Annotated in this window: 28 protein-coding genes and 1 tRNA gene; 21 read left to right on the top strand and 8 right to left on the bottom strand. The window is 70.0% G+C overall.

Annotated features, from left to right (window positions below):
* Positions 1-26: 26 nt before the first annotated feature.
* The 4 genes from ACIBI5_RS00265 to ACIBI5_RS00280 form a co-directional block, all read right to left on the bottom strand.
* On the bottom strand, positions 27-1397 hold the full coding sequence (locus ACIBI5_RS00265) for a Dyp-type peroxidase (RefSeq protein ID WP_397241596.1): 1371 nt from the start codon (positions 1395-1397) through the stop codon (positions 27-29).
* 236 nt (positions 1398-1633) lie between these two features.
* Positions 1634-2626 (bottom strand): lytic polysaccharide monooxygenase, encoded by a 993-nt coding sequence (locus ACIBI5_RS00270; protein ID WP_397241598.1) that lies wholly within the window; start codon positions 2624-2626, stop codon positions 1634-1636.
* 52 nt (positions 2627-2678) lie between these two features.
* On the bottom strand, positions 2679-3974 hold the full coding sequence (locus tag ACIBI5_RS00275) for a sensor histidine kinase (RefSeq protein WP_397241600.1): 1296 nt from the start codon (positions 3972-3974) through the stop codon (positions 2679-2681).
* Positions 3971-4648: a response regulator transcription factor gene (locus tag ACIBI5_RS00280; protein WP_379619271.1), complete on the bottom strand. Its 678-nt coding sequence runs from the start codon at positions 4646-4648 to the stop codon at positions 3971-3973. The genes ACIBI5_RS00275 and ACIBI5_RS00280 overlap by 4 nt, the downstream gene beginning before the upstream one ends.
* Before the next feature lie 102 nt (positions 4649-4750).
* Here ACIBI5_RS00280 and ACIBI5_RS00285 point away from each other — a divergent pair, with 102 nt between their 5' ends.
* From ACIBI5_RS00285 to ACIBI5_RS00295, 3 genes are read left to right on the top strand one after another with little or no spacing between them, the layout of a single operon-like run.
* A complete protein-coding gene (locus ACIBI5_RS00285; RefSeq protein ID WP_397241602.1) occupies positions 4751-5155 on the top strand; it encodes a hypothetical protein in 405 nt (134 codons plus the stop codon).
* Positions 5155-5754 (top strand): TetR/AcrR family transcriptional regulator, encoded by a 600-nt coding sequence (locus tag ACIBI5_RS00290; RefSeq protein WP_379619275.1) that lies wholly within the window; start codon positions 5155-5157, stop codon positions 5752-5754. Before ACIBI5_RS00285 ends, ACIBI5_RS00290 begins: the two co-directional genes overlap by 1 nt.
* Positions 5755-5789: 35 nt before the next feature.
* Positions 5790-6143, top strand: coding sequence for a hypothetical protein (locus ACIBI5_RS00295; RefSeq protein WP_397241604.1), 354 nt, complete (start codon positions 5790-5792; stop codon positions 6141-6143).
* On the opposite strand, the gene ACIBI5_RS00300 is transcribed toward ACIBI5_RS00295, so the two are convergent.
* Positions 6119-6613 carry a DUF523 domain-containing protein gene (locus tag ACIBI5_RS00300; protein WP_397241606.1) on the bottom strand — a complete coding sequence of 165 codons (495 nt, stop codon included), beginning with the start codon at positions 6611-6613 and terminating at the stop codon, positions 6119-6121. The genes ACIBI5_RS00295 and ACIBI5_RS00300 overlap by 25 nt on opposite strands.
* Before the next feature lie 62 nt (positions 6614-6675).
* On the opposite strand from ACIBI5_RS00300, the gene ACIBI5_RS00305 reads away from it, so the two are divergent.
* The 6 genes from ACIBI5_RS00305 to ACIBI5_RS00330 all read left to right on the top strand — a co-directional run bounded on the left by ACIBI5_RS00305 (position 6676) and on the right by ACIBI5_RS00330 (position 10344).
* Positions 6676-7038 (top strand): hypothetical protein, encoded by a 363-nt coding sequence (locus tag ACIBI5_RS00305; RefSeq protein WP_379619281.1) that lies wholly within the window; start codon positions 6676-6678, stop codon positions 7036-7038.
* Positions 7035-7415: a hypothetical protein gene (locus ACIBI5_RS00310; protein ID WP_397241608.1), complete on the top strand. Its 381-nt coding sequence runs from the start codon at positions 7035-7037 to the stop codon at positions 7413-7415. The genes ACIBI5_RS00305 and ACIBI5_RS00310 overlap by 4 nt, the downstream gene beginning before the upstream one ends.
* A gap of 86 nt (positions 7416-7501) precedes the next feature.
* The gene (locus tag ACIBI5_RS00315; protein WP_397241610.1) at positions 7502-8752 is read left to right on the top strand and encodes a CynX/NimT family MFS transporter; all 1251 of its coding nucleotides are present in this window, start codon (positions 7502-7504) and stop codon (positions 8750-8752) included.
* Complete coding sequence (locus ACIBI5_RS00320) at positions 8749-9576, top strand: metal-dependent hydrolase (protein WP_397241612.1); 828 nt, start codon at positions 8749-8751, stop codon at positions 9574-9576. The genes ACIBI5_RS00315 and ACIBI5_RS00320 overlap by 4 nt, the downstream gene beginning before the upstream one ends.
* A gap of 33 nt (positions 9577-9609) precedes the next feature.
* Complete coding sequence (locus ACIBI5_RS00325; protein WP_397241614.1) at positions 9610-9825, top strand: helix-turn-helix domain-containing protein; 216 nt, start codon at positions 9610-9612, stop codon at positions 9823-9825.
* A gap of 3 nt (positions 9826-9828) precedes the next feature.
* A complete protein-coding gene (locus ACIBI5_RS00330) occupies positions 9829-10344 on the top strand; it encodes a Clp protease N-terminal domain-containing protein (protein WP_397241616.1) in 516 nt (171 codons plus the stop codon).
* A gap of 273 nt (positions 10345-10617) precedes the next feature.
* On the opposite strand, the gene ACIBI5_RS00335 is transcribed toward ACIBI5_RS00330, so the two are convergent.
* Positions 10618-11496, bottom strand: coding sequence for an RNA polymerase sigma-70 factor (locus tag ACIBI5_RS00335; RefSeq protein WP_397241618.1), 879 nt, complete (start codon positions 11494-11496; stop codon positions 10618-10620).
* A gap of 77 nt (positions 11497-11573) precedes the next feature.
* Between ACIBI5_RS00335 and ACIBI5_RS00340 the strand changes: the two genes are divergently transcribed.
* Both ACIBI5_RS00340 and ACIBI5_RS00345 read left to right on the top strand, forming a co-directional pair.
* Positions 11574-11646, top strand: a tRNA-Ala gene (locus tag ACIBI5_RS00340).
* 661 nt (positions 11647-12307) lie between these two features.
* Positions 12308-12595, top strand: a complete 288-nt coding sequence (locus tag ACIBI5_RS00345) for a type II toxin-antitoxin system VapB family antitoxin (RefSeq protein WP_397241620.1) — start codon at positions 12308-12310, stop codon at positions 12593-12595.
* Between the two features lie 549 nt (positions 12596-13144).
* On the opposite strand, the gene ACIBI5_RS00350 is transcribed toward ACIBI5_RS00345, so the two are convergent.
* Together ACIBI5_RS00350 and ACIBI5_RS00355 are read right to left on the bottom strand one after the other, a co-directional pair.
* Entirely contained in the window at positions 13145-14398 is a 1254-nt protein-coding gene (locus ACIBI5_RS00350; protein ID WP_397241622.1) for a hypothetical protein, read from the bottom strand.
* Positions 14399-14661: 263 nt separating this feature from the next.
* Positions 14662-15612, bottom strand: a complete 951-nt coding sequence (locus ACIBI5_RS00355) for a serine hydrolase domain-containing protein (RefSeq protein WP_397241624.1) — start codon at positions 15610-15612, stop codon at positions 14662-14664.
* Between the two features lie 107 nt (positions 15613-15719).
* On the opposite strand from ACIBI5_RS00355, the gene ACIBI5_RS00360 reads away from it, so the two are divergent.
* From ACIBI5_RS00360 to ACIBI5_RS00405, 10 genes are all read left to right on the top strand, one after another.
* Positions 15720-16910 (top strand): sensor histidine kinase, encoded by a 1191-nt coding sequence (locus tag ACIBI5_RS00360; protein WP_397241626.1) that lies wholly within the window; start codon positions 15720-15722, stop codon positions 16908-16910.
* Positions 16911-16915: 5 nt separating this feature from the next.
* Entirely contained in the window at positions 16916-17563 is a 648-nt protein-coding gene (locus ACIBI5_RS00365; protein WP_397241628.1) for a response regulator, read from the top strand.
* A gap of 194 nt (positions 17564-17757) precedes the next feature.
* Complete coding sequence (locus ACIBI5_RS00370) at positions 17758-18012, top strand: hypothetical protein (protein ID WP_397241630.1); 255 nt, start codon at positions 17758-17760, stop codon at positions 18010-18012.
* 73 nt (positions 18013-18085) lie between these two features.
* Positions 18086-19450 (top strand): B12-binding domain-containing radical SAM protein, encoded by a 1365-nt coding sequence (locus tag ACIBI5_RS00375; RefSeq protein WP_397241632.1) that lies wholly within the window; start codon positions 18086-18088, stop codon positions 19448-19450.
* Positions 19440-20231 (top strand): hypothetical protein, encoded by a 792-nt coding sequence (locus ACIBI5_RS00380; RefSeq protein ID WP_397241634.1) that lies wholly within the window; start codon positions 19440-19442, stop codon positions 20229-20231. The genes ACIBI5_RS00375 and ACIBI5_RS00380 overlap by 11 nt, the downstream gene beginning before the upstream one ends.
* A complete protein-coding gene (locus ACIBI5_RS00385; RefSeq protein WP_397241636.1) occupies positions 20228-21472 on the top strand; it encodes an alpha/beta hydrolase in 1245 nt (414 codons plus the stop codon). The genes ACIBI5_RS00380 and ACIBI5_RS00385 overlap by 4 nt, the downstream gene beginning before the upstream one ends.
* Positions 21456-22457 carry a radical SAM protein gene (locus ACIBI5_RS00390; RefSeq protein WP_397241638.1) on the top strand — a complete coding sequence of 334 codons (1002 nt, stop codon included), beginning with the start codon at positions 21456-21458 and terminating at the stop codon, positions 22455-22457. The genes ACIBI5_RS00385 and ACIBI5_RS00390 overlap by 17 nt, the downstream gene beginning before the upstream one ends.
* Positions 22454-23710: an MFS transporter gene (locus ACIBI5_RS00395; protein ID WP_397241640.1), complete on the top strand. Its 1257-nt coding sequence runs from the start codon at positions 22454-22456 to the stop codon at positions 23708-23710. Before ACIBI5_RS00390 ends, ACIBI5_RS00395 begins: the two co-directional genes overlap by 4 nt.
* Positions 23703-24965 carry a class I adenylate-forming enzyme family protein gene (locus tag ACIBI5_RS00400; protein WP_397241642.1) on the top strand — a complete coding sequence of 421 codons (1263 nt, stop codon included), beginning with the start codon at positions 23703-23705 and terminating at the stop codon, positions 24963-24965. Before ACIBI5_RS00395 ends, ACIBI5_RS00400 begins: the two co-directional genes overlap by 8 nt.
* A complete protein-coding gene (locus ACIBI5_RS00405; protein WP_397241644.1) occupies positions 24958-25971 on the top strand; it encodes a 2OG-Fe(II) oxygenase family protein in 1014 nt (337 codons plus the stop codon). Before ACIBI5_RS00400 ends, ACIBI5_RS00405 begins: the two co-directional genes overlap by 8 nt.
* Positions 25972-26078 lie beyond the last annotated feature (107 nt).

The following is a 26078-nucleotide window of genomic DNA, read 5'->3' on the forward strand; positions in this document are numbered from 1 at the left end:
GGCCCGGGAAGGCTGCGGAGGCTGGACTACAGACCGCGCAGGAACGCCAGCGACGGCATGAAGAAGTACTCGCCGCCGCGCATCGTCACCGTCTGGGCGACCTGCGGCTGCGGCAAGGACTGCTCCGGCCGTCCCCACACCTTCGGGAAGGTGACCTTGATGTCCCGGTCGCCCTGTCCGATCACCGGGTCGTGACCGGTGCCCGGGTTCTGGAAGTCCGGGTTGTTGGCCCACGACTGCTGCGTGAACTCGAACTGCTCCAGCAGGCTGGAGTTGAACGCCATGAACAGCAGGCCCACGTCACCGCTGGGCCTGGTCTCCGGCGGCTCCTCGTCCCAGGGCTGGTCGGTGCGCTCGCCGTACGTCTGGCCGCGGCGCGCCATCAGCACGTTGCGGCCGAACGAGCGCGGGTTCGTCTTGCGGATGTGCCCGCTGAACGGGCACTTGGAGCCGTCGTCGGCGTCGAAGGTGAAGTCGTTCGCCACCGGGCCGCCGGTGGCCTTGGGCTTGCTGGTCACCGGCGTCCCGTCCTTGAAGCGGCCCACCAGCATCGCGCCGGCCCGCGGCCGGTCGGCGCCGGTGAGGGCCAGGCCGTCGGCCAGGTCCCGCTCGATCTCCTTGAACGCGCGGACGTTCTGCTCCAGCTTCCTGAAGACGAAGTAGCTGCCGAAGTGCCGGGCCGGGTTCGGCGCGAACGGGTCGGCCACCAGGATGTTGCTGAGCGGGAACGCCGGGTTCCAGTGCTCCTTCGGCTCCTGGTCGATCTCGTCCTTCAGGAACAGCGGCTGGCTGCGGCCGTCCACGTACCCGAAGTGCTCGATCCCGTCACCGGCCGGGTTGCGCATGCCCTGGCCGGTCTCCTCGCCGAGCAGTCGGGCGCTCTGCGGCAGTTCGCCGAGGATCTCCTCGCGCAGCCGCTCGACCGGCTCCGGCCTGGCGTCCCCGATCAGGATGACGGCGTGGATCTCCCGCTGGTAGGTCTTCTCCCACTGCTCCACGGGCGGGTCGTCGACCAGGGCGATCCGCCGCTTCATGCCGTCGCGGAAGACCTTGTCGCCGAACCGGCGTACGTCCTCGACGGAGTGCCCGAGGTCGCGGTAGCCCGCCTTGCTGATCCCGACCCCCACGTACGCGCTGCCCGGCCGCCGCTCACGGCTGAAGGCCCGGATTTCCTCAAGGTGCTTGCGCGCGGACTTCATGTGGGCGGTGGCGACGTGGCGCAGGAATCGCTTGCCTTCTGCCACGTCGTTGAAGCGCACGAACAACACGGTCAGGTACTCGCGCACGTGCGCCCGCAGGATGTTCGGCTGCAGGTTGTCGAGCATCGCCTTGGTGTCGGCGTTGAGCGAGGCCGAATCCCAGGCCAGAGGTTGTGCGTTGTTCAGGTCGACAGGCATGGCCCATCCTTTCCCCGTCGTGATGAAGGGGCCCCCAATTAACGCGTCAGTCAGGACATTGCACCCACAGTGCGGCAGCCTGTGTGCCAGTCCAATTCCCCTCGTTCACTAACGCGCCCCACTTAATACGACTCCCGAGTCCCTCAAGAAGTTGCGGAAAAGCCAAATTTCCCGAAAAAGATTCCGGCCGCCCGTTGAATTGGTCGAAACAGGGCGGCCGGCGGGGCGGTTCGTGTTTACGGGGTGACGGTGAGTTTCGTGCGGGCGGTGTCGCCGTTCTTGCAATAGGCGATCACCGGAAAGGCGCCCGTCCTTGCCGCCTTGAGGACCGGAGCCCAGGCGGTCGTGGGCGCGGTGGCGTTGGCGCGGACAGGCGTGAACGCGTTGGACGCGACGGCCCTGACGCCGGATCCGCCGCAGACCGCCGTCACCGTCACCTGGGCGCCCACCTTGACCGTGGCGGGGGAGACGCCGACACCGGCGTCGACGGCCGACAGGGAGATACCGCCGCCGGGGGTGGGCGTCGGGGTCGGGGTGGGCTTCGGCGTGGCGGTGGGGGCGCCGCTCGGGGTGGGCGCGGGGTTGTCGTTGCCGCCGCCGAAGACGACGTCGGAGCAGGAGTAGAACGCCTCGGGGCTGTCGCTGCGCTGCCAGACGGCGTAGATCAGGTGACGGCCCTTCTTCGCCGGGAGCTGGGCGTCCATGACGTACGCGCCGCCGGACAGCGCCGGGTCCTTCTGCGTGTGGAACGGCTTCGCCTCCAGGTCGCTCCACTTCAGCGGCTGGGCGGGGTTGTAGCCGTCCTTGGTCAGGTACAGCTCGAAGCTGCCCCGGTGGGGCGCCGTGGCGCGGAACTTGAACGAGTGCCTGGCGCCGCCGGTCATCGAGGTCGCCGGCCAGTCGGCGCGGGCCTGGTCGAAGCCGCGGTACTTGTCGCGGCCCGCGCTGCACAGCTTGCCGTCGGGGATGAGCTCGCGGTGGCGGCCCGCGGCGGCGGCGAGGTTGACCTCGTTCCAGTCGTAGAGCGGCTGCGTGCCGCCGATCTGGACGGCTTTCTTGCAGGCGTCGGTCTTGGGGCTCTCTGGGCCCTCCGCGTAGCAGACCATGGCCCTGCTGGGCGGGTTGTTCATGGTGCCGTGCGCGCCGGCCGTACCGGGGAAGAGGGAGAGCACGAGCAGGGTGGGGGCGGCCAGGGAGGTGGCGGCGATCGCCGTGCGGTTGATCTGCATGCAGCCCACCATGGACCACGCAAGAGGCCGAAATTTCTCACTTATGTCGTCGTTAAGGTCGGCTTAGGGGCTTTTTCAAGGCGCGAGTTCTGAGCCATACCTGAATCTGCGCGCCGCCCAGCGACGAGCGGTCCAGGCGCAGCGTGCCGCCGGTCGATTCGGCCAGGCGGCGGGCGATGTCCAGGCCCAGCCCGGTCGAACCGGCGCCGCTCGCGCCGCGCTCGATCGCGGTCTCCGGGTCCCTGATGCCTGGTCCCGCGTCGGCGATGAGGATGCCGACCGTGTCCTTGCCCTCATGCAGGGTCACGCTGAACGCGGTGCCCTCACCGGTGTGCCGGAAGACGTTGCCCAGCAGGGCGTCCACGACCGCGCCGAGCTCGGCCGCGGGCACCGGGACGCGGACCGGCAGCGTGGCGCCGATGAGCTGCCACGGCCGCTGCTGGTCCTCCGCCAGCGCCGACCAGAACGTCAGCCGCTCCCGCAGGATCTCGGCCGCGTCGCAGAACGTGGCGGTGCGCCGCGGCCGCCGCGCCGCCGCGATGATCGCGTCCACCTCGCCCTCCAGCCGGGTCAGCGCCTGCTTGCTCGCCTCGGCCTGCGGTCCGAGATGGTCGAGGCTGAGGCGCAGGCCGGCCAGCGGGGTACGCAGGCGGTGGGACAGGTCGGCGGCCATCTCCCGCTCGGCCGCGAGCAACTGGGCGACCCGGTTGGCCATCGAGTTGAACGCCGTGGCCGCGGCCACCAGCTCCGGCGGCCCGTCGGGGTGGATGCGCTCGGCCAGGTCGCCCTCGCCGAGCGCGGTGGCCGCGCCGCCCAGCCGCCGCGCCGCGCGTACGACGCGGGCGCCCAGCCGGTCGCCGACCAGCACCGAGCCCAGCACCAGCACCACGGCCACCCCGGTCAGCACCGCCCAGGAGGAGAAGACGCCCCGGTTGAGGTCGGCGGCGGGCACGAACACCTCGATGACCGCGCTCCTGGTGCCGTCGAGGGCGACCGGGCGCAGCAGCACGTACCCGGAGGGCAGCGCGATCGTGCCGGCCTTGGTCTGCGAGGCGGCCTTGGCGACCTCGGCGGCCGGCGCGCGGGTGCTGCCGGAGGCGGGCGCTCCGCTGACGTGGATGGCCAGGTGGCCGCGGCGGCCGGCCGCGGTGCGGGCCATGGCCAGGTCGAGGTCGCCGGTCCTGGTGGTCAGCGCCAGCACCGGTACGAGCGAGGAGGCCTGCCGTTCCGCGTCGGCGACCGCCCGGCTCTGCGCCGTCTCCTTGACGATCATGGCGAGCGGCACGAGGAAGGCGAGCGCCACCATCGAGGTGACGGCCACCATGAGGACGGCCAGCGTCCGCCTCATCGCGGGGCGGAGAGCATCACGCCCACGCCGCGGACGGTGTGCAGGTACCGGGGCTTGGAGGCGCTCTCGCCGAGCTTGCGCCGCAACCAGGACAGGTGCACGTCGATCGTCTGGTCGTCGCCGTAGGACTGCTGCCACACCTCGGTCAGCAGTTCCTTGCGGCCCACCACCCGGTCGGCGCGGGCGGCCAGGTAGGCGAGCAGGTCGAACTCGCGGCGGGTCAGCGACAGCGGGAGGCCGTCCAGCGCCGCTTCACGCCGGTTGACGTCGATGACCAGCCCGCCGACGCGCAGCACCTGCGGCGGCGGCGCCGACCTGGCCCGGCGCAGCACGGCGTCCAGCCGGGCGCCCAGATGGTCGCCGGAGAACGGCTTGACCAGGTAGTCGTCGGCGCCGGCCTCCAGCAGCCTGACGATCTCCGCCTCGTCGTCGCGCGCGGTGGCCACGATCACGGGCACGTCGGAGATGCCGCGCACCATCCGCAGCGCCTCGGAGCCGTCGAGGTCGGGCAGCCCGAGGTCCAGGATGACGGCGTCCGGCGGCCGCTGGGAGATCTCCCTGAGCGCGTCGAGCGCGCATCCGGCACTGCGCACGGCATGGTTGCGCCGGTCGAGCTCGCGGATCATCGCCGACCGGACGAAGTCATCGTCTTCGACTACGAGTACCGTCGCCATGGCGCCTAACCGTACATAATGCAACCCATGCGGCGAACCCTTCGATATGTTGCCACGTGGTGCGGTGCGACCGCTGTGGCCATATCGGTCTCGTGGTTCGGTGTGCGGGGCGTGTTACGCGAGGAGTTCGTGCCGGACGTGCGGGTCCAGCCGATGGCGGCGAACACGCTCGCCGACGGCGACGACGCGCTCCGGCCGGGGGACAGCCCGGCGCCTTCGGCCACCAGCACTCCGGAGCCCACGCCGACGCCCACGCCCCGCCGTACCGTGAAGAAGACGCCCAAGCCACGCGGGGACGTCAGGGTGGTCACGGTGAAGGGCGGCGAGGTGGCCTTCACGATCGGCGCGGCCGGGTGCCGCCTCGTCTCGGCGACGCCCAGCAGCGGATACACCGCCAAGGTGAGCAAGAACGACGGCTGGATCCGGGTAGACCTCGTGCAGGCCGAGCATGGCTCGGCGGTGTTCTGCATCGGGGCGGAGCGGCGTACCGACACCTGGGAGTACTGATGAGCAGGCAGTGGAGCCGATCGAGCGGCACCCGGGAGGCGCTGCTGGGCACGGCCAGGAAGGTCTTCATGGCCAAGGGGTACGGCGAGGCCACCGTGGCCGACATCGTCGAGGACTCCGGGATCAGCGTGGGCAGCCTGTACCACCACTTCGGCGGCAAGCCGGGGCTGTTCCTGGCGCTGTGGGAGCAGTTCATGCGCAACCAGGAGGAACGCACCGCCAAGGCCGCCAAGGCGGTCGGCGGCACCACGGAACGGTTCCTCGCCGGGGCGCGCGCCTACCTGGAGGGCTCGTGGGAGCAGCGTGACGTGGCCCGGCTGTTCCTGGAGAGCGACGGACCGGCGGAGTTCACGACGCTGCGCAGGCAGCGCGGCTGGGACTGGATCGGCGGCAACAAGAAGCTGCTCGGCCTCGCCGACAACCGGCAGAGCCACATGCTGGTCGTGCTGCTGACGACCGTGATGGGCGAGTCGGGGCGGGAGGTGGCGGCCTGCGAGTCGGAGGAGGAGGCGCGGGTGACCATCGACGCGGTGATCGCGGTGGTCCGGCGGATGCTGTCTACGGCTCCTGATGTAGCACCGGCGTCATCCGAGGGATGATTCGCTCCCCGGGCCCGAGTGGCAGCGTTGGAGTCATGGGGAAGGCGCTGGGTGTGTTGGCCGTGGTACTCGCGGCCGTTTTCTACGGCTTCGCGGCTCTGCACAGCGGGGTCTGGTTCGAGCCGAGGATCGTGCCCGCCGTGGTGGTGGAGACCATCTGCGGCACGGGCCTGCTGATCGGCGGCTACGGCGCGATCAGACACCGACGATGGGACTGGCTGGTGTACGCCTACTCCACCGCGCTGGGCGGGGTGCTGCTGGGCGTGCTGGCCATGGCGCTCGGTCCCGGCGGCGGCACCCCGCTGACCACCTGGTACCACCGGGTCATGGCACTCGTCCTGGTCCTGGGCCTGGGCGGCACGCTCTACGTCTCCAGGGCGCGCAGGTAGTCGGCGGCCTCGGGGATGTGCTCCTCGGAGAACACCCTGATGTCGTGCAGCGCGAACAGGGCGGCCGTGACGCCGTGGCCCGGGGTGCGCCGGCCGTGGAAGGTGCCGTCGTAGATGGACAGCGATCCGCAGGACGGGCTGCCCTCCTTGAGGACGGCCAGCCGTACCCCGAAGTGCTGGGCGAAGGCGAGCGCGGCCTGCGCGCCCGCGAGGAACTGCGCGGTCACGTCGCCGCCCTCGGCGGTCAGCACGCGCGCGGCGCCCGCCAGCACCGCCTCGCCGCCGGCGCCGCCCTCGATCTCGGCGGCCGGACGCGGCGTGGGCAGCCCGCCCTCGACCTCCGGGCAGAAGACGACCAGGCGGCCCTCTTCGCGCCAGGCGGCCAGGTGCGCGTCGGCGCTGGTCTTGGCGCCGCCGTCGTAGCGCACCTTCCTGCCCATGAGGCACGCGCTGACCAGGATCCTCTCCACGCGCTCGATCCTATGCGGCCTGTCGCCGGGGGCGGCGGGGTGCGGCGGTAGCCTTTTGCGCGATGAACACCATCGTCGCGACCGTCGTCATCGCCCTCTCGGTCCTGCTCATGCTGGCGAGCCTGATCAGCGCGATCCGCAACCGGGCCATGGGCATGGTCCTGCTCGTCGGGTTCTGCCTGCTCGAAGTGGCCGTGCTGGTGCAGGCCGGGTTCGTGATCGCCGCGGTCGCCGGCGGCGAGGGGGAGCACGTCTCCAAAGGCACCCTCTACGGCTACCTCGGCGGCGCCGCGCTGATCCCGCCCGCCGGGGTGTTCCTGGCGCTGGCCGAGCGCAGCCGGTGGGGCTCCGGGATCCTGGCCGTGGCCGGGTTCGCGATCGCGGTGATGACCGCGCGGCTGCAGCAGATCTGGCAGGGGCAGTGAGCGCGCCGCTCGGCACCGGTCCGGGGCGGGTGCTGATCGCCGTCTACGGGTTGTTCGCGCTGGCCGCGGGTGCGCGGGCGGCGGTTCAGATCATCGGGCGCTTCTCCGAGGCGCCGCTGGCGTACTCGCTGTCGGCGTTCGCGGCGGCGGTCTACGTCCTGCTCACGGTGGCGTTGTGGCGGGGCGCGCGTCGCCTGGCGCTGGTGTCGCTGCTGATCGAGCTCGTGGGCGTCTTGGTCGTGGGTACGGCCAGCCTGCTCGACCCGGCGGCGTTCCCGCACGACACCGTGTGGTCGGCCTATGGACGCGGATACCTGTTCATCCCGCTCGTCCTTCCCCTGATCGGGCTCTTCTGGCTGCGCCGCCGCCCGGTGTGATCTGCGTAACGGCCAGGAATAAAGAGGTGTTTTGGGCCTGTTAGTCTGCGTGTTGATTCGTCCCATGATTGGAGGACTCTCCCCGCATGAGCATGGCAGCCCAAGAGACCAGAGGCAGAACCGCACCCCTCGCCTGGCTGCTCGTGCTGGGAATCGTCCTCGCGGCGCTGAATCTGCGCACCGCCGTCACCAGCGTGGGGCCGCTGCTCGACCAGCTCGCCGGAAGCCTCGGCATGACGAGCGTGGGCACGGGGTTGCTCACGACTCTGCCCGTGCTCGCCTTCGCGACCGTGGGCGCCGTCACCCCGGCCATGGCCAGGAAGCTCGGCGAGCACCGCCTGCTCCTCGCCGCGCTCGTCACGCTGGGCCTCGGCCTGCTCGTGCGCAGCCTGGTCGACTCCGCGCCCGTCTTCCTGCTGACCAGCGCCGTGGCGCTGTCCGGCGGCGCGGTCGGCAACGTGCTGATCCCGACACTGATCAAGCGCCACTTCCCGGCCAAGACCGGCATCATGACCACCGTCTACACCACCTCGCTGGCCGCCGGCACGATGCTGGCCGCCGCGGCCACCGTCCCGATCGAGCGGGCCGCGGGCGGCGACTGGCACGTGGCGCTGGGCGTCTGGGCGGCGCTGGCCGCCATCGCCGTCGTCCCGTGGCTGGCGCTGCTGCGCAGCGAGCCGGAAAGGACCGCGGGCACCGCGGACGCCGGGCCGAAGCGCCTGCTCAGGAGCAGGCTGGCGTGGATGGTCGCCATCTATTTCGGCACGCAGTCGATGATCGCGTACATCATGTTCGGCTGGCTCGCCACGATCCTCACCGACAGCGGCTACTCGACCTCGCAGGCCGGAGTGATCCTCGGCATCTTCACCGCCCTGAACATCCCGGTCTCCATGTTCGTGCCCGCCGTCGCCTCCCGCTTCCGCGACCAGCGGCCCGTCGTGGTCGGCCTGGTCGTCGCCTACGTCATCGGATTCGCCGGGCTCTGGTTCGCGCCGCCCTCGACCGCGCTGGTCTGGGTGGTGTTCGTGGCCATCGGCATGGGCTCCTTCCCGCTGGCCCTGATGATGCTGGCCCTGCGCACCCGCACGCCGGAGGCGACCGCCGCGCTGTCGGCGTTCGGCCAGAGCGCCGGGTACCTCATCGCCGGCGCCGGTCCGCTCGTCGTCGGCGTGCTGCACCAGGTGACCGACGGGTGGGCGCTGCCGTACGCGCTGATCTTCGGGGTGCTGGTCGTGCAGCTCTTCACGGGCCTGTACGCCGGCCGCAACCGGTACCTGGAGGACGAGCGGCTGCCCAAGGCGGTCGCGGAGAGCCTGCCTGAGACAATCAAGAGGTGAACTCCACGCTCGTCACCTTCCCCAACGGCCAGGTCAGCGGCCGCTCAGAGATCGTCGGGACCGTGCCGGCGGGGGACCGGCACGGCCTCGTCGTCGCCGAGACGCCCTTCCATCCGCTCGACCACACCTGGCCCGACCAGCCCGCCGACCGCGGCCTGATCGGCGGCCTGCCGGTCGCCGACTGCGTGACCGCCGCCCGCTCACCCTCCGGCGAGGTCTTCCAAGCCGCCGACATTCCGGTACGGCGGGGCGAGGACGGATGGCAGTGGCTGGTCGTCCACGTCACCGACACGCCCCTGCCGGTCGGCACGCAGGTGGAGCTCGACGTGGACGCCGGGTACCGGGCGGCGCTGTCGGCCGGGCACACGGCGTGTCACCTGGCGGCGCTCGCGCTCAACGCGGCCGTCGCCGGCCTGTGGCGCAAGGCGCCCCGGCTGGACGCGCTGGGCCATCCCGACTTCGACCAGAGCGCGATCACGTCCTCGCGCATCTCCTCGTACGCGAGCGTTGACGATTACCGGCTGGGCAAGTCGTTGCGGAAGAAGGGGTTCGCCGCGGACGCGCTGGAGCCCGCTACCGTCGCGGCCTTTGTGAACGAGCGGCTCAAGGAGTGGGTGGCGGCCGATGTGCCGGTCTGGGTGGATGTGCCGGGGCCTGGGCTGACGGCCCGGCGTACCTGGCACTGCGCGCTGCCCGAAGGGGAGGCCTCGATCCCGTGCGGTGGCACGCACGTGCGGCGGACCTCGGAGCTCGGGGACGTCACGGTGGCGCTGGAACTGGGGGAGCAGTCGCTCGCCATGAAAACTCGTGTCAGCATTAGCTGACAACTGCTCCTTTGTCAGCTTATGCTGACAGACATGAACGTCACCGAGCTGGCGCAGGCCGCCGCCGACCGCGAACCCGGAACCGGCCTGCAGGCCGTCGCGGCGCTGCGGACCCTACTGGAAGAGCTCGAAGCCGTGCACGTCACCAATGCCAGGGCGCAGGGCTGGTCATGGGAGCAGGTCGCCGACGCGCTGGGCGTGCGGCGGCAGACCGCCCATCGCAAGCACGCCCGGCGGATCGGGAGGTAGTTCATGTTCGCGAGATTCACCGACACCGCTCGTCACGCCTTCGTCACCGCTGGAGTGCTTGCCTTGGAGGCCGGGCATCGGCGGCTGGGCACGGACATGTTGTTGCTCGCATTGGCTGAGACCCGGCCGTTCGAGCTGACGTCGTTCACCGCCACGGCCGCCTCTCTCCGGGAGCGGCTGGATCTTCGGGATACGCGGGCGTTGCTGGCCGGGCTGGGGATCTCTCTAGACGAGGTGCGCGGGCGGGCACTGCCTGGGGTGGGGGAGTGGCGGCTGGCCCGGCACCGGCTGCGGCCCCTCCATGTCGTCCTCTATGGGCCTCGGGGGGAGATCGCGTTGACCGGGGGTGCCCGGAAGGTGGTCGAGGTGGCGATGTGGCGGCCTGGGGCTGTTACCGGGGAGAGCTTGTTGTGGGGGTTGCTGGCGGATGGGGACAACGGGGCGGCTCGGCATCTGCAGGGGGCCGGGGTGAATGTGCGGGCACTGGTCAGTGAGGTCGGCATGCCCACCCGCTCCTGACACTGCTTGGCCCGCCCACTCCTTAACCCGCCCACACCCAACCCTTCACGGCCCGTCCACCACCACCTCCTCGCGGCACGTGACCGCGCATGGGCCACTGCAGTAGCCGCCGCCTCTTTCGCGGGCCCCGATCGGTCTTCGCCGACTCACCCCGACCACCATCGGGGCGTCGCCAAACCCCCACCGCGCAGGTCCTCCGTGAGACCCGGGGCGCTGCAGGCTCTTCGTGAGGCCGCGCCCGCGCAGGCCCTTGGTGGGGCCGGGGCCGTGATGTCAGGTGAGTCGCCGGAGCTTGTCCGGGTTGGCCATCAGGTAGATCGTCTCGATCCGCCCCTCCACGACCAGCAGCGACAACACCGTGACCACCCGGCCCCCCACGGTCAGCACCACGGCCGGAGCGGCATTGATCTCCTCGATCCGGAGCTCCACCCCCGCATCCCCCGGCATCCCGATGGAGGCCATGAACTTCGTGATGCCGTCCGGGCTGGTGATCGACGTGAGGAAGCGCGTGACGTTCTCCACGCCCAGCAGCACCCGCAACGGCGCCCGAGCCTTCCCGCCGCCGTCGCTGACCATCGTCACGTCCTGCGACAACATGGCGATCAGATCGTCGAGATCACCGTTCATGGAGGCGTTGATGAACCGCTCGGTCATCTCCCGCCGCTCGCCCCGATCCGTGGCGAACCGAGGCCGCTTCTCCTGGACATGTTCACGAGCCCGGCGAGCCAGCTGCCGAGTGGCCGGCTCAGCCCGTCCGATGATCTCGGCTATCTCCGCGAACGGCATGTCGAAGGCCTCCCGCAACACGAACACGGCCCGCTCAAGCGGAGACAACGTCTCCAGCACCACCAGCATGGCCAGCTCAACGGATTCGGCCAGCTCGACATGCTCAGCCACATCCGGCGCAGTACTGATCGGCTCAGGCAGCCAAGGCCCCACATAGGATTCCCGCCGAGACTTGGCCCACCGCAACCGATCGATCGCCAGCCGCGAGGTAACCCTGATCAAATAGGCCTTGGGATCCTCCACAGCCGCCTGGTCCACCCCGGACCAGCGCAACCACGCCTCTTGCACGACATCTTCGGCATCGGCCATGGTGCCAAGGATCCGGTAGGCGACCCCGGTCAGCAGATGGCGGTACTCCTCGAACATAGAAGGTAGACGTATCACACGGGGTTTGGCGTGACATGAGCCCCTCCAAGTTCCGATACACTTGGGCCGTACCGCAAGGGGCTATAGCGCAGCTGGTAGCGCACCTCCATGGCATGGAGGGGGTCTGGGGTTCGAATCCCCATAGCTCCACAAGCAAGGTCTTTCACACTGGGCGCGCTACGCGCGTGTAGGTTCCAGGCGTTTCTCCAGTCGAGCTGAAGCTCGACCCCTGAAGGTCCTCCCTCCGGTCGGGCGTTCTTTCTGACCAAGGGCATGGTGCTTCGCGCGTTCTTCTGGGGCCCCACCCGTTGCCCGGCTGGGTGGTCGGGCAGTTGGATCCCGCCCCGGGACGATGGTCCTCGCTGCGCTCGGGTGTTTGATTGTCCGCGCCTTCGGCGCGCGGCTTGCGCGTTCAGCCAGCATGCCAAGTCGTCGAAGGCACTGAACCGGCGTTCGGAACACGGGGCGAAAGGCGCTGAACTCCACGCCGGCTGCGGGCTGGAACAGGTGGGCGGATGCTCTGATCGGCGTGATGCGTGAAGCCCGGGGGCCCACGTGTGCGGGATGTCACGTGTGAGGACATGATGCTGCCGCTGTCTAGTGGTGGGCGTCGCCCTAAGGCGGTTGCCAGCGCACCAAATGACGAGATCGCGGGCCCGTGGTTTCCCGAGTCTCGCCGGTGGAGGTGCGTGATGACGTAGAGAGGCTGCCCCCGCGCCTTTCATTGATCTTCGGGCATGCGCCCTCACTCCGGTGTGGTCGGCTGATCGCTGGGTGTTGCGAATTTCTTCCCGTCAGCCCGATTTCGACGGTGGAATTCTTCTATGCCGAGGTGGAGTGGTGGACATCCGTGAACATCAAGAACGCCGAGGCTGAAGAGCTCGCACGCAAGCTCCAGAGGCTGACGGGAGAGAGCCTGACGCAGACCGTCATCATCGCGATGACCGAGAGGCTGAGGCGACTCGAACAGCGGGAGACGGACAAAGCGGAGCGGTTGCTGGCGATCGGCCGGGACATGGCGCGACGCATGGGTGAGGACTCTGTGTCCCAGGATTTCGACGCGATGCCGTATGACGAGGCGACGGGGCTGCCGAAGTGATCGTTGATTCGGGGGCATCCAATGGCTGATCTGACCGATCACAGCCGATGCGCCTGATTGCGTGGCGCAGAACCGGCACCTGCGGTGCAGCGTTCGAGTAAGTGGCGATGAGGTCCGCAGGCAAGGTCTTTCACATCAGCGTGCTTCGGGCATTTGGGTTCCGGGCGCTTCTCCAGTCGGGCTGGAGTTTAACCCCTGAAGATCCTCTCTCCGGCCGGGCGCTTTCCCGGGTCAAAGGCATGGTGTTTCGCGCGCCCTCTGGGGCCTGCCCGTTGCCCGGCCGGGTGGTTGGGCAGGTGAATCCCGCCCTGGTCAGCGATGCTCCGCGCGTGCTTCCAGCCCCTGTAGGTCCTCGCTGGTCGCGGGGCGCGGAGTCCGCCGGATTTCCGCGCGTGGGCTTCATGGACGCGCGCGGGAGGTGGGGCTCCGCTGTGCTGCTCAGGCCGGTCGTCTTCTCGCTTCGCGTCCGGCTCCGCTGTGCTGCCCAGGCGATCGCGTCCTCGGCTTCGCGTCCGGCTTCCGAAGGCCGGACGCGAAGCCGAGGAGGTGTCAGGAGATGGTGAGTGTGCCGTTCGGGTTACGGGCGCATGCGACGATCGCGCGGGGCGCCGCGGCGGAGGCGGCGGTCAGGCACTGGCCGAGGACCGCGTGGCCCGCGGCGTTGGGGTGCCACGACTCCTGGCAGGTCTGGAAGTAGGTGACGCAGGTGTTCGCCGCCCGCTGGATATCGATCTTGTCCCAGCCGGACAGGCTGGTGACGAACGTGCCGGACGGCCCGTCCTGTACCCGGACCGGCGTCGCGAGCGCGCTCGCCGGGCTGTCGGGGTTCTCGCAGAGCCTGGCCCCGTCGAAAGCCTGCTGGACGTCCAGGACGCGCAGGTCGGCCCCCGGACGTTCGGCTGCCAGCGTGCTGTGCGCGTTCCTGACCAGGGAGCCGAGGTTCTGGGAGAACACGTGCCCGGGGGCGAGGCTCGCGCGGTGGATCGGGCATCCGGCGGCGTACCGCTCGGCGCCGAGGGCGCGGAACTTGTCGCGGGTGTCGGAGCGGTTGTCCTCCTCGTGGTAGCGCGAGGCGACGTCGGGGGGCAGCGGGTTGGTGTAGGTCTGCAGAATCACCTGGTGGGTGCCGTCGGCGTCGATCTGGGCGAGGGTGTCGAGGATCTGGCGCAGGGCGGCGGTGGTCTCGGTGGTGGCGGCGGCGACCTCGGTGTCGGTGGCCAGGTCCGAGGCGCTGCAGGGCTTCTGCGGCACCGGGCCCCCCAGATAGGCCCAGAACTCCCACCAGCCGGTCCAGGCGTCGGCGATGAAGCGGTTGGCGCACAGCGTGGCCACGTCACCGAAGGTGAACTGGGTGTTGTTGGAGCCGAGGCCGACGAGGACGACATCGATGTCGTGCGTCTGGGCGACGGCGCGCAGCTGATCGAGTTGCGAGGCGACGGTACGGCCCCCGGCCCGGGCACTGGAGGGGGCGGCGATGTCGGCCGGCTGACCGCCGGAGCAGGCGAGGTTGAATCGTTGCTGAATGCCCGGGAGCGCTGCCGCGAACACCGAGGCGTTCGCCGACCGGTGACAGAAGTAGGCGTTGCTGTTGGCCGCCGACCAGCCGGGGAAGTTCTGTGCCGTACCGGAGGTGTCGACGACGGGCTGGTAGTTCCCCGCGCCTTCTCCGCTGATGAAGCTGTCGCCGAGCGCGACGGCGGCGGTGGGCGGAGCCGCCTGCGCCGGTCCGCCCTGGACGATCTGGATGCCCGCCGCGCTCACCAGGAGCATGACAACCGCAGCGGCACGCCGGAGTAACCTCACAACCGCCTCATTTCCTACTAAATCAGTGCGAAATAGCGCATGTGTGGATCACAACATGCGGCACCAACGGCGTCAAGATCTCCGAGGGGCCACGCCGGTGCGCGCGGACTTTTGTGAACCTGGTCGGTCAGAGGTGGTCCGTCCAGGCGGGCGCCGGCCAGGTGGGGGCACGGGCGAGGCGTCGCCGCTGGAGTTCACCCCGGTCAGTGGTCCTCGCTTCGCTCGAACGCCTTGACCGTGCGCGCCTTGCGCGGCGGGCCGGGTCAGGCGTGGGGCAGGCGGCACTTCACGTCGAGTTGCGTCATGTGGTCGTCAGGCCAAACAGGGGTCCCGGCCAAGCTACGCCAAGAGGCTGGAGATGGTGCCCGAGCCCGTACCGCCCCAGGCCAGACCGACTGAGCCTCGGCGTCGGTCTCGACCGTGGTCCGCATCGCCAAGAGCTGAGCTGGGCGGAGCAGGCGGCCGGAGTTCAGGGCCTGCTGGAAGCGGTTGAGGTCGGTGGCGGAGGTGATGATCGCGCCTGCCGCCCCGCCCATCGACGGGTTGACCTCGGTGACGTCGGTGGGGCCCGGCGCGTCGGGGTAGCGGCGGTAGGCGTGGGCGTGGGGGCCGTGGATGGCGCGCTGCCGTACCTGCTGAGCCCAGGTCTGTCCGGTGATCTTCTCGATGAGCATCCCGGCCAGGATGTCGTTGGTGTTGGAGTAGGACCACCGGGTGCCGGGCGGGAACAGGGGCGGATGCTTCAGGGCCAATGCCACCAGCTCGGACGGCCGGTGGGTACGCAGCCGCCGGGCGAGGAAGCCGGCGGCGGCGCGGAGCTGGGGCCAGGCGGCGGGGTCGCGGAAGTAGTCGGGCAGGCCGCTGGTGTGCTGGAGCAGGTGGCGGACGGTGATCCGGGCGTCGAGCCTGGGCAGCCATCGGGAGGCGGAGTCGTCCAGGGAGAGCTTGCCTTCGCCACAGAGTTGCCGGAGCACGGTGGCGGTGAACGCCTTGGTGCCGCTGGCGATGCGGATCTGCGGCCGGCGGGGGACCGGGCGCCGGGTGGCGCGGTCGGCCGTGCCGGTGCGCGCGCTCAGAAGGCGCGCGCCGTCGCGGACCTCGGCGACCGCGCCGATCACGCCCAGATCCCGTACGGCGTCCAGGCCGCGCCGCAACCAGGCGTCCTGGGGCGGCGGCGCGAGCAGCGCGAGGGTGAGCATCAGTGGTGTCAGCATGCCGCCGACGCTGGGAACCCGGCGGCGCGCGGGCGATCGTGCCGTTCGGCCGTCGATGGTTCGGTTTACCCGATGGACACGGGCGTGATCCTTGGCAGGCTGGGAGCGTGCGACGCATCTGGGCGGAATTCCGCTATGCCGTCACCGCGCTGCCGATCGCGCTGGCCGGCCTGGTGGGGGTGGGCGTGCTGCTCGTCCCCGGCCTGGCTCTGGCGCTCGTCCTCGCCGGACTGCCGTTGGTGGCCGCCGCGGCCGATCTGGCGGGATGGTTCGCCTCGGTCGAACGGCGGCGCCAGGCGAGCCTGCTCGGCATCCGGATCGAGACCCCGCCGGGACCGGGCCCGGGAGGATGGCTGACCGCCCGGCTCAAACACGGGGCCGGCTGGCGGGCGGTGGCGTTCGCCCTGCTCAAGCCGCTTACCGCGCTGCTGTCCTTCTCCGCCGCCCTGCTCTTCTGGGCCGTCGGCGTGGCCGAGCTCGCGTACCCCGTCTGGCGGCACATCGGCGGCCTCACCCAGGTATGGGGCGGAATCGAGCCTCACTCCCTGCTCGCCGCGGGCACGGGCGTGCTCCTGCTGGCCGGCGCCCCCTGGGCGGTCCGCGGCACGATCGCGCTCGAACGCCTCCTGGCCAGAGCCCTGCTGACCCCGACGGGCGCGGACCGCCTGCGCCACCTCGAAAGCACCCGCACCCAGGCCGTCGACGACGCCGCCGCCACCCTGCGCCGGATCGAACGCGACCTGCACGACGGCGCACAGGCCCGTATGGTCGCCGTCACCATGGACCTGATCACCGCCGGCAAGCTGCTGCGGGACGCCACCCAGCTCGACCAGGCCCGCGAACTCCTCGACCTGGCCCGTCAGAACGCCGCGGGCGCCGTGGCCGAGCTGCGCGACCTGGCCAGGGGCATCCACCCGCCCGCGCTCGATCACGGCCTGGACACCGCGCTGACCACGCTGGCCACGTCCCGGGGCGGCATCCCGGTCGAGGTCAGCGTCTCCATGCCGCGGCGCGCCGACCGCGCCACCGAGAGCATCCTGTACTTCTGCGCCGCCGAACTGCTGGCCAACGTCTTCAAGCACAGCCACGCCACCCGCGCCGCGATCGAGGTGCGCCGCGAGCCGTCCGTTCTGGTGCTGCGCGTCCACGACAACGGGTACGGCGGCGCCGCCACCACACCCGGCGGCGGGCTGGACGGGCTGGCCAATCGCCTGCGCCCGGTCGACGGCCGGCTGAGCATCTCCAGCCCTCCGGGCGGGCCCACCACGGCGGTGGTCGAACTGCCGCACCGGCGGTGACCGGGGTGCGCATCGTGATCGCCGAGGATTCGGCCATCATCAGGGCCGGGCTGTCCCGGCTGCTGACGCACCACGGGTACACGGTGGTGGCCGAGACGGGAAGGGCCGAGGAACTGCGGGCGGCCGTGGCCGAGCACCTGCCCGACCTGGCCGTGGTGGACATCCGGATGCCGCCCGGCTACACCGACGAGGGACTGCGCGCGGCCATCGCGCTCCGCGGAAGCCACCCGGGCGTCGGCATCCTGCTGTTCTCGCAGTACGTCGAGACCCGCTACGCCACCGAACTGCTGACCGGCAACCCGGGCGGTGTCGGCTACCTGCTGAAGGACCGGGTCTCGGCGGTCGAGGACTTCCTGGCCGCCCTCGACCGCGTGGCAGCCGGAGGCACCGCTCTCGATCCTGAGGTCGTGGCCCAGCTGATGCGGGCCGGGCGGCGCAGGGATCCGCTGGCCGTACTGACCGGGCGCGAGCGCGACGTGCTCGCGCTGATGGCGGAGGGCCGCTCGAACACGGCCATCGCGCGGCTGCTGCGGGTGGGCGAGCGGGCCGTGGAGAAGCACGTGAGCAACATCTTCACCAAACTGACCCTGCCACCGGCCCGCGACGACCACCGCCGCGTGCTGGCCGTACTCGCCTTTCTCCAGCAGAACTAGCGAGATATGGAATATAGGGGAAATGTAGGCCGCGCTTCTATCGTCATATCTCGCCGGTGTAAGTCCTATGACGAGGGAGTTCTGTCATCGGGCACGTGACATTCCGTGACCGCACCATCAGGAGCACGTCAATCACCGCTCTGTGAAGGAGACGAGAAATGGTCAACTCCACCAGCACTTTCACAACCGAGCAAATGGCTCAGGCGGAGAACGCCGCGAAGGCCCTGGAGGCGCTGGTGCGCCGGCTCGGCGACGACGACACCTTCGCCGCGGCGCTGAAGGAAAGCCCCCGCCAAACCCTGGCCGACGCCGGGCTGACGCTGGAGAAGGAGTCGATGGAGGCACTCATGCTCGTCGACCCCGCACGCTTCGACCTGGTGTCCGAGGCGCTGTTCGACCTGGTCGACTCCGACTTCCTCGTCGCCATGGGCGTCCCGTCCTGCGGCTGAGTCAATTCGCGGCCCGGCGCCAGGGCACTCCGGATCGGCGTGCCCTGGCCAAGCCCGTGGGGGAAGGTATCGCATGGCGCGCGTCGCACTCGTCAATCTGGCCAGCCTTCCCATGGCCGGCAACGAACCGATTTTCCCGATCGGCGTCCGCTGTGTTCAGGACACCTTGGATCGGGCCGGCCACGTGACGGCGCTGGTAGATTTCGTCGAGGCGCCGGGGGAACTGGCGAGCCTGGAGTGGCTCGGCCATGACTGGGATGTCATCGGGTTCACCTTGCGGAACATCGATCCCATCGAGATTTCCTGCGGTACTCATGTCGACGACTACATCGCCTTCGTCGACAGGGTCCGGCGGGAGCTCGACCGGTGTGGCCGGGATCCGGTGCTGATCGGCGGCGGCCCGGGGTTCAGTCTTTTCGCCGGTGTCCTTCTCGACAGGCTCGGACTGGATGTGGGCGTCGTGGGCCCCGGCGAGCAGGTCATGCTGGAGATAGCCGGCAACCCTTGCGCGTTCAAGGGCCGCAAGGCCGTTCTGCAGGGCAAGCGACACGCCGGATTCCTGTCGGAGACCTTGAGTCACCCCACGTCCCTCATGGGTGCCTACACGAATGCCCACCGAGCCATGATCGGTGTGGAAACGCGGCGCAAGACGTGTTACCAGGGATGCGTCTACTGCCCCTACGCCTATATCGACGGCGACAACGCCGGCGACCTCAAACCCATGGACATCCTGGCCGCCGAGATACAGGGCATCTACGATGCGGGATTCCGGCGCATCTTCTTCACCGACGGAATCTTCAACAGCGAGTTGCGTTACTCCAAGCAGGTCGTCGGACTACTCCACGAACTCGCGCTCAAGGCGATGACGTGGTCGGCGTATTTCACCCCCAAGCCCTTCGACGACGAGTTCGGCGACATTCTTGTCGGCAGTGGCGTCGAAGCGGTCGTGGTTTCTCCCGACAGCTTGGATGACCAGGTGATGCGCAATCTGGGCAAGACTTTCGACACCCGGCACATGGCGCGCTTCCTGGAGCGAAGCCGGAAGAACGAGCTGCCGGTCCGGGTGAACGTGGTCTTCGGCGGGCCGGGCGAGACACGCGAGACGGTACGCAACAGCGCGCGCTTCATCAACGACCATCTCAGCGCCGAAGAACTCGTCATGCACATCGGCTACCGCATTCTGCCCAGCACCGCTCTGTCTCGCCAGGTGGGGACGGACGAGGAGGCGCTCCTCTATCCCACCTACTATCCCTTCGACCTGGCTCTGTTCGACTGGGTCCTCCAGGATCTGGATGCGCGGTTCATCAGCCCCCCTCTGATGATGAACCTGCTCGCCGGCCGCGTCGCCGCCCGCAGGATGGCCACGGTCGCATCGCGGCCCGGGGTGACCTATCTCGCGCTGGCCACTCGCGTGGAAGGCCGTGGTAGTGACCTCTGACCTCCGCGACCTACACGCCCGTCCGCTGGTCGCCGGTGAAGCGGACGCCGTGCTGAGTCTCTGTTCCTTCGACGACGTCGACGCGTCGGTCGTGGAGCGGGAGCTGAGCGCCGGGAGCCTGTATTGCTGGATGGGGCTGTACACGCCGGACGGAACGCCGGCCGCCCTGCACCGCGGCATGCGCTGGCACCGGCACCTGCTGCTCAAGGGACTGTTCGTCGCCGACCGGTTCCGGGAATCGGGCGTGGGTCTGCGCGCGGCCTTCGCCATCCGCGAGTGGGCCCGGCAGCAGAACCTGGCGGGCATTCTCGCCTGGATCGAGCACGGCCGTCCGGAATCGCACCTCGCTCAACGGCTGCGCCTGCGGCCCTCCAGCCCGCTTCTCCATCGTTATCTCATCCCGTTGCCGTGCTCGCCGGGCAGCGCGGCGCCTGCCGTACCCGCGACCGGGATCGTGACCGTTCCCGGTGACGGCGCCCCCATGGTCAAGGAGCTGCTCGGCCTTGAGCAGGACGATCCGGGCAACACCCGCCTGGGCTGGGCCCTGGACCGTACGCGCCTGCTGCTGAGCGGCAACCCCTGTGCCACGGTCACCGACCTGCCGGTCCTGGTGGCGGCGACGGCGACGCCCGCGGCGGCGACCGGGGCGACCGGCATCGAGGTTCTCTTCGAGGCAGCCGACCTTCATACCGCCTTTCAGCTGGCCGGAATGGGCGCCAAGCGGCTCAGCCGTTCCCCGGTGAGCCTGGGCGTCGCGACCTTCGGGGCCGAGGCGCGATGACGAGCCCACGCGAAGCACGTCGGCTGTGCCTGACCGGAACCGTCCACGAGGCGGCCGCGGCGCTGGAACGACGCGGCATCGGGCAGTCCCGGCTCCGGTCGTTGCTGAGCGCGGTGGCCCGCGAACCCGAACCCGCCCGCACGGAAACCGTCCCGCTGACGGACGGCTGGGGACGGACCACCGAGATGACGGTGTACGTGCCGGAAACGCACGGCGGTCACCCGCTGGGCGTGATCGTGGCCCTGCACGGCGTGGGCGGTTCCGGCGCGGATCTCGAGCCGTACTTCCGTCCCGTTGCCGACGCCTGCGGCGCGGTCCTGCTGTGCCCGACCGCACAGCGTCCGGTGGGCCGGACCGGCAACTTCGACCTGGCCGGGCTGTTCGGCAGCCGGTTCACCGAGGCGCGCTGGACGCCGGCTCCGGGCGACTTTCCCGCTCAGGCGCTGCGCTGGGCGCGGGAGCACCTCGCGGTCGACGCCGACCGCTGCGCTCTGGCCGGCACCTCCATGGGCGGTATCACGGCCTGGAATCTGGCCGCACGACGCTGGGACGAGCTCAGCCTGGCCGCGTCGATCAACGGAGCGCCCTCGATCTGGGAACTCTTCGGGCCGGACCAATCCATGCGTGACCTTCTGCCCAACCTCGTCAACCTGCCGTTCGTGGTGGTGCACGGGAGCATGGACCAGCAGATCCCGCCCGCCCTGGACAAGGAAGGCGTGGCCAGGCTTCGCGCCCTCGGTCACCCGGACCTGTCGTACCTCGAAGTGGCTGGAGGAGAGCACAGGCTCAGCACGATGAGCTGGACCCCCGGCAGCCCGCACACCGATCTCGTCATCCGGCGGCTGCGGTCCGGCCGGCGCCGGACCTGGCCCGCGCGGGTGCGTCACCAAGCGCGTGAGTGCGACGGCGGGCGCGCGCACTGGGTGGCGATCGAGCGGATCACTCCGGGGCGTACGGGCTGGGTGGACGCCCGGGTGGCGAGCCGCTCGCACGTGGAGATCCGGACGGCCCACGCGGCGTATCTCCGGCTGTTCCTCAGCGACCGGATCGTGAACCCGGGGCGGATCCGCGTCACGGTGAACGGGGTCACCCGGCACGTCGAGTTCACGCCGTCGACGCACGCGGCGATAGCCGGCTATCGGGCGGCGGGCGCCGATCCCGGCCGGATGGCACAGATGGCAGCGGACATCGAGCTGTCCGAGACCAGTGGTGAGAAGGTAGGCGATGCTGACTCGCAATGAGATACGCAGGCTGCTCCTGGCTCGTGGGCACGAGCAGCAGGAGTGGTTCGCGCGAGCACGCCAGGCCCGGGACGCCCGCTGGGGGAGGAAGGCCGTCGTGCGCGGGGTCATCGAGCTGACCAACGTGTGCCGCGTGAACTGCGACTACTGCCCCATGCGGCGCGACAACATTCCGGTCAACGACCGCTATTTCCTGACCAGTGATCAGATCGTGGAGGGGGCCAGGGCGATCAAGGGCGCGGGGATCGACATCATCCTGCTCCAGGGCGGGGAGACGCCGTCGGTGCTGCCGATCCTGGAAGAGGCGATTCCCCGGATCCGTCACCTGTTCCATGACCGGGTCGAGATCCTGCTGAACCTCGGCAACCTGCGGCGCTCCCAGTACCAGCGGCTGCGTGATCTGGGCGCGCTGAGCTACATCCTCAAGCACGAGACCAGTGATCCCGAGCTGCACAGGGCGATCCGCCATGAGGGGCTGGAAACCCGCCTGCGGTGTCTGCGGGACCTGCGGGAAGTGGGGTTCAAGGTCGGCACCGGCCTCATCTCCAGTCTGCCGGGCCAAACGCTGGACAGCGTCATCGACGACATCGGCCTCGCCGGCGCGCTCAAGGTGGACATGTGCAGTGTCAGCCCGTTCATCCCCGCCCCCGACACCCCGTTGAGCGTGGCGCCCATGGGTGACAACGAGCTCGCGCTGAACGTGATCGCCTGCCTGCGGCTGTGCTATCCGCACTTGCTCATCCCGTCGGTCAGCGCGCTGGAGCGGGTGGACGACGGCGGCCAGTCGCGCGGGCTCGAAGCGGGCGCGAACGTCATGACGGTCAACTTCTCCGGCGCCGCCAACCAGAAGCGCTACCTCATCTACGGCAAGGACCGCTTCGTCGTGACCCTCGATCACGTGCGGAGCGTGGCAAAGTCCTCGGGCCTGGACCTGCGCGGATCGGCCTTCCTGAACGAGGCGACGACCGAAGCAGGCCGGCGATGACCAACGCCGCGGCCGAGACGACCTCCGGCGCCTTCCCCCGGTTCTGGGCCGCGCAATCGTTGTCCCAGCTCGGCCAGCGGTTCGGCCTCCTGGCCCTGCCCGTCGCCGCGATCGACATCCTGCACGCGGGCAGCACGGAGGTCGGCTACCTCACGGCGGCGCTGACCGTCTGCTATCTGCTCGTCGGCCTGCCCGCCGGCGCCTGGGTCGATCGATGGCCGAAGAAGACCACGATGATGTCCTCGGCTCTGGTGCGGGCACTCGCGCTCGCCTTCCTCGCCGGGCTGTGGGCCGGCGGGCACCTCACGCTCACGTGGATGTACGGCGCCGCCGTCGTCATCGGCATCGCCTCCGTCTTCTTCGACGTCGCCTACCAGTCGTACCTGCCCTTCATCGTCTCCGACGCGGCCATCGAACCGGCCAACGCACGGCTGGAAGCCTCCGCCCAGATCTCCGCCGCCGGCGGACCCGCCCTGGCGGGGCTCCTCCTCAAGGTCGTCAGCGCTCCGCTGGTTCTGGCGTTCGACGCCCTGGCCTATGTGCTGTCCGCGGGCTTCCTGGCCACAATCAAGGACACCGAGCCCCGCCGTCGCCCCCGGCAGCGGGCCGGGCATTCGCTGGCGGCCGAGATCCGCGCCGGGATCGCCTTCGTGCTCGGGAACCCGGTGGTCCGGAGACTGTGCCTCGCGGTCGGGGTCTCCAACTTCTTCGCCACCATCGTCATGACGCTCACCCCCCTGCTGATCCTGACCGAGCTGAGCCTGGGCGCGACCGCCATGGGCGTGATTCTGGGCGTGGGGACGCTCGGCGGTCTCGCGGGCTCGCTCGTCGTCGCCAGGCTTCGTCAGCGCCGGCGCGCGGGCACGGTCATGGCGGCCGGCCTGCTCCTGGCGGCGGCCTCCACGGCCGCCTTCCCCATCGCGGGGTCATTGCGGGAGTGGTCGCCCTTGTGGTCGGCGGCGCTGCTGACCCTCGGCCAGTTCGGCATGACGTGGGGCGCGGTGACGTTCAACATCACCCAGGTCAGCGTGCGGCAACGGGTCTGCCCCAAGGAACTACTGGCCCGGATGACCGCCTCGATCCGCTTCGTGGTGTGGGGCAGCATGCCGCCGGCCGCGATTCTCGCCGGATGGCTCGGCGCCCAGGTGGGAGTGGTGCCCGCCATGTGGCTGGGCGTGGCCGGAACCTGCCTGACGGTCCTTCCCATCCTCGGGATGGATCGACTGCTCCAGGGGCGTACGAGTCATGGCTGAGGGACGGCGTCACCTCGCCCACACGATCGTCGCCTCCGGCGGGGTGATCGGCGCACCGGGCCACGACGTGCTGAGTGAAGCCGGCGTCAGCGAGGGTGATCTCGTCCTCCTCGCCGCCTTGCCGCCGGAGACGCTTCTGACCATGGCGATCACCTGCTGGAGCTTGGGGGCGGCGGTCTGGGTGTCCCCCCGCGGGTTCGACCGGCCGCCGGAGCCGGCGTCCGTCCTGGTCACAGCAGACTCGGAGGTACGGCGTGGCCCGGCCGTACCCGGTCAGGCGCCCGAATGCCTCGCCGTGGTGCACGAGACCTCCGGCTCCACCGGCACTCCCAAACTCGTCCAGCGGAGCGTCGCCAGCCTCCTCGCCGAACAGATCGGCTACCGGCAGGGGTTGGGCCTGACCCCTGGCGACACCGTGCGCGTGCCGTTGCCCGTCACCCACTCCCTCGGCTGGGGCGTCGCGCTCAGCGCGCTTCTGTCGGGCTGCCGAGCCGACGTCCGCGCGTGCACCACGCCCGCGAGCCTGGCCGCCGATCTGGACACCGGACAGGCCTCCCACGTCGCCCTCACCCCGCCTCTGGCCCGGCTGCTGGTGCGGACGAGGCCGAGGGGCGGCGAACGGCCGCGCGGCATCCTCGTCGGGGCGGGCCCGGCTTCCGCGGAGCTGGAGGCCGCCTGCCAGGAGCGGTTCGGAGTCGCCCTGACGCGTGGCTACGGATCCACCGAGACCGGCGGCATCTTCATCGGGCCGCGAGGGATCGGCCGGCCCATCCCCTCGGTCGAGATCGTCGCGCCCGGAGCCGGGGAACGCGGCGAGCTGGTGGTGACGACGAGCGCACCCGTACTCGGCTACCTGGGAGACGGACGGCCACCGGCCACGTTGTGGCACACGCGGGACATCGTCGAGCGCGACGCCTCAGGGCAGGTCTGGTTCGCCGAACGGGCAGAGGGCTCGGTCCGGGCCAACGGCGCGTTCGTGGACGTCGGCCCGGTACGGCAGGCCCTCGCCGAGATCGCCGGGGTGAGGGATGTGGCCTTCGTCGTCCTGCCTCGGGCCGGTCAGCCCGATGGTGACGACGTCTATGCCGTGGTGGCCGGTCCCCGGGTCGACCGCGCGACAGCGGAGCAGGCCATCCGCACGACCGCGCACCGCGGCCTCGTCCCCCGCCTCCGCTTTTACGAGCGACTCCCACGCACAGTCCTCGGCAAACTCGACAGAACCGCGCTCACAGAATGGATCAGGCGAGATGGATGACTCCGCGCAGCGTGCCGTCGGAGCCGTGATCAGCGAGGCTCTGGACGCGGCGAAGAACATGGCGGCCGACGACACGACCCTCGCCCGGTTGCGCGCTCTGATGACCTCCCAGGAGAGCGACCTACGCCTCTCCCTGGCCACCCACGGGGTCGACTCGCTGACCTGGATGGCCATCCTGACCGCGCTGGAGAACAGGTTCGGCCTCGTCTTCCCCGACGAGTTCGCTTCCGCACCCGAGGCATACACGGTCCTGGGCCTGGCCCACGCGCTGATGGACGGTATTCACGGAATGGAGTTGCCCATGAAACGTGTGGCCGGCGGCGCGCGCTTCCGCGTCATCGACGACTTCCTGAACCCCGCAGAACTGGAGGAAGTCCGCCAGTTGATGGACAGGAGCACCTTCGAGGAGGTGGCCAGCGTCGTCGACCCCGAGACCGACGGGACCGCCTTCCGCTCACGGAGTTCCGTGCTCCGCCACGACACGGCCCGTGAGGGAAACGCCTACAACTCGATCATCCGAGGGCTGGGCGCGCACACCGACCTGTTCGGCGCACCCGGCGACGCCTGGTCCATCATCGGATTCAGCTTCTGGAAGTACACGGCCGGCAACCGGCTCAGCTGGCACAACGACGTCGCCAGCGGCCGGCAGGGCGAATTCATCCTCTTCCTCCACCCGACCTGGCAGGCGTCGTGGAGCGGAGAACTCCTCCTCCTGGACGCCGACCCCGAGACCATCGAGGTCGCCGACCCCACGCTGCCGCCACGGGAACTGGTCGCGGCCAAGGTGAACCAGGCGCCGCACTGCCTGACGGCCATCGTGCCCAAACCCAACCGGCTCGTCCTGGTCAAGGAAGGCACGATCCACTGCATTCAACGGGTGGATCGAACAGCCGGCTCGGTGCATCGGCAGACGCTGACGGGATTCCTCGCCGCCGATCCCCCTGACGAGCAGCGTGGCTCCATGAGCAACTTCGCACGCCTGACGGCTTTGCTCGGGTCCGACTGACCCTTCGCCATCGACGACCGACGGGAGAAACGACGATGAAGCCATGGGTTACCGAAGGGCCTCGCGAGTTCGAGCGTTGGCTGGCGCGGGGGAGCGTCGATCGCGAT

The sequence above is a fragment of the Nonomuraea sp. NPDC050540 genome (assembly GCF_044457485.1).
Lineage (GTDB): Bacteria > Actinomycetota > Actinomycetes > Streptosporangiales > Streptosporangiaceae > Nonomuraea.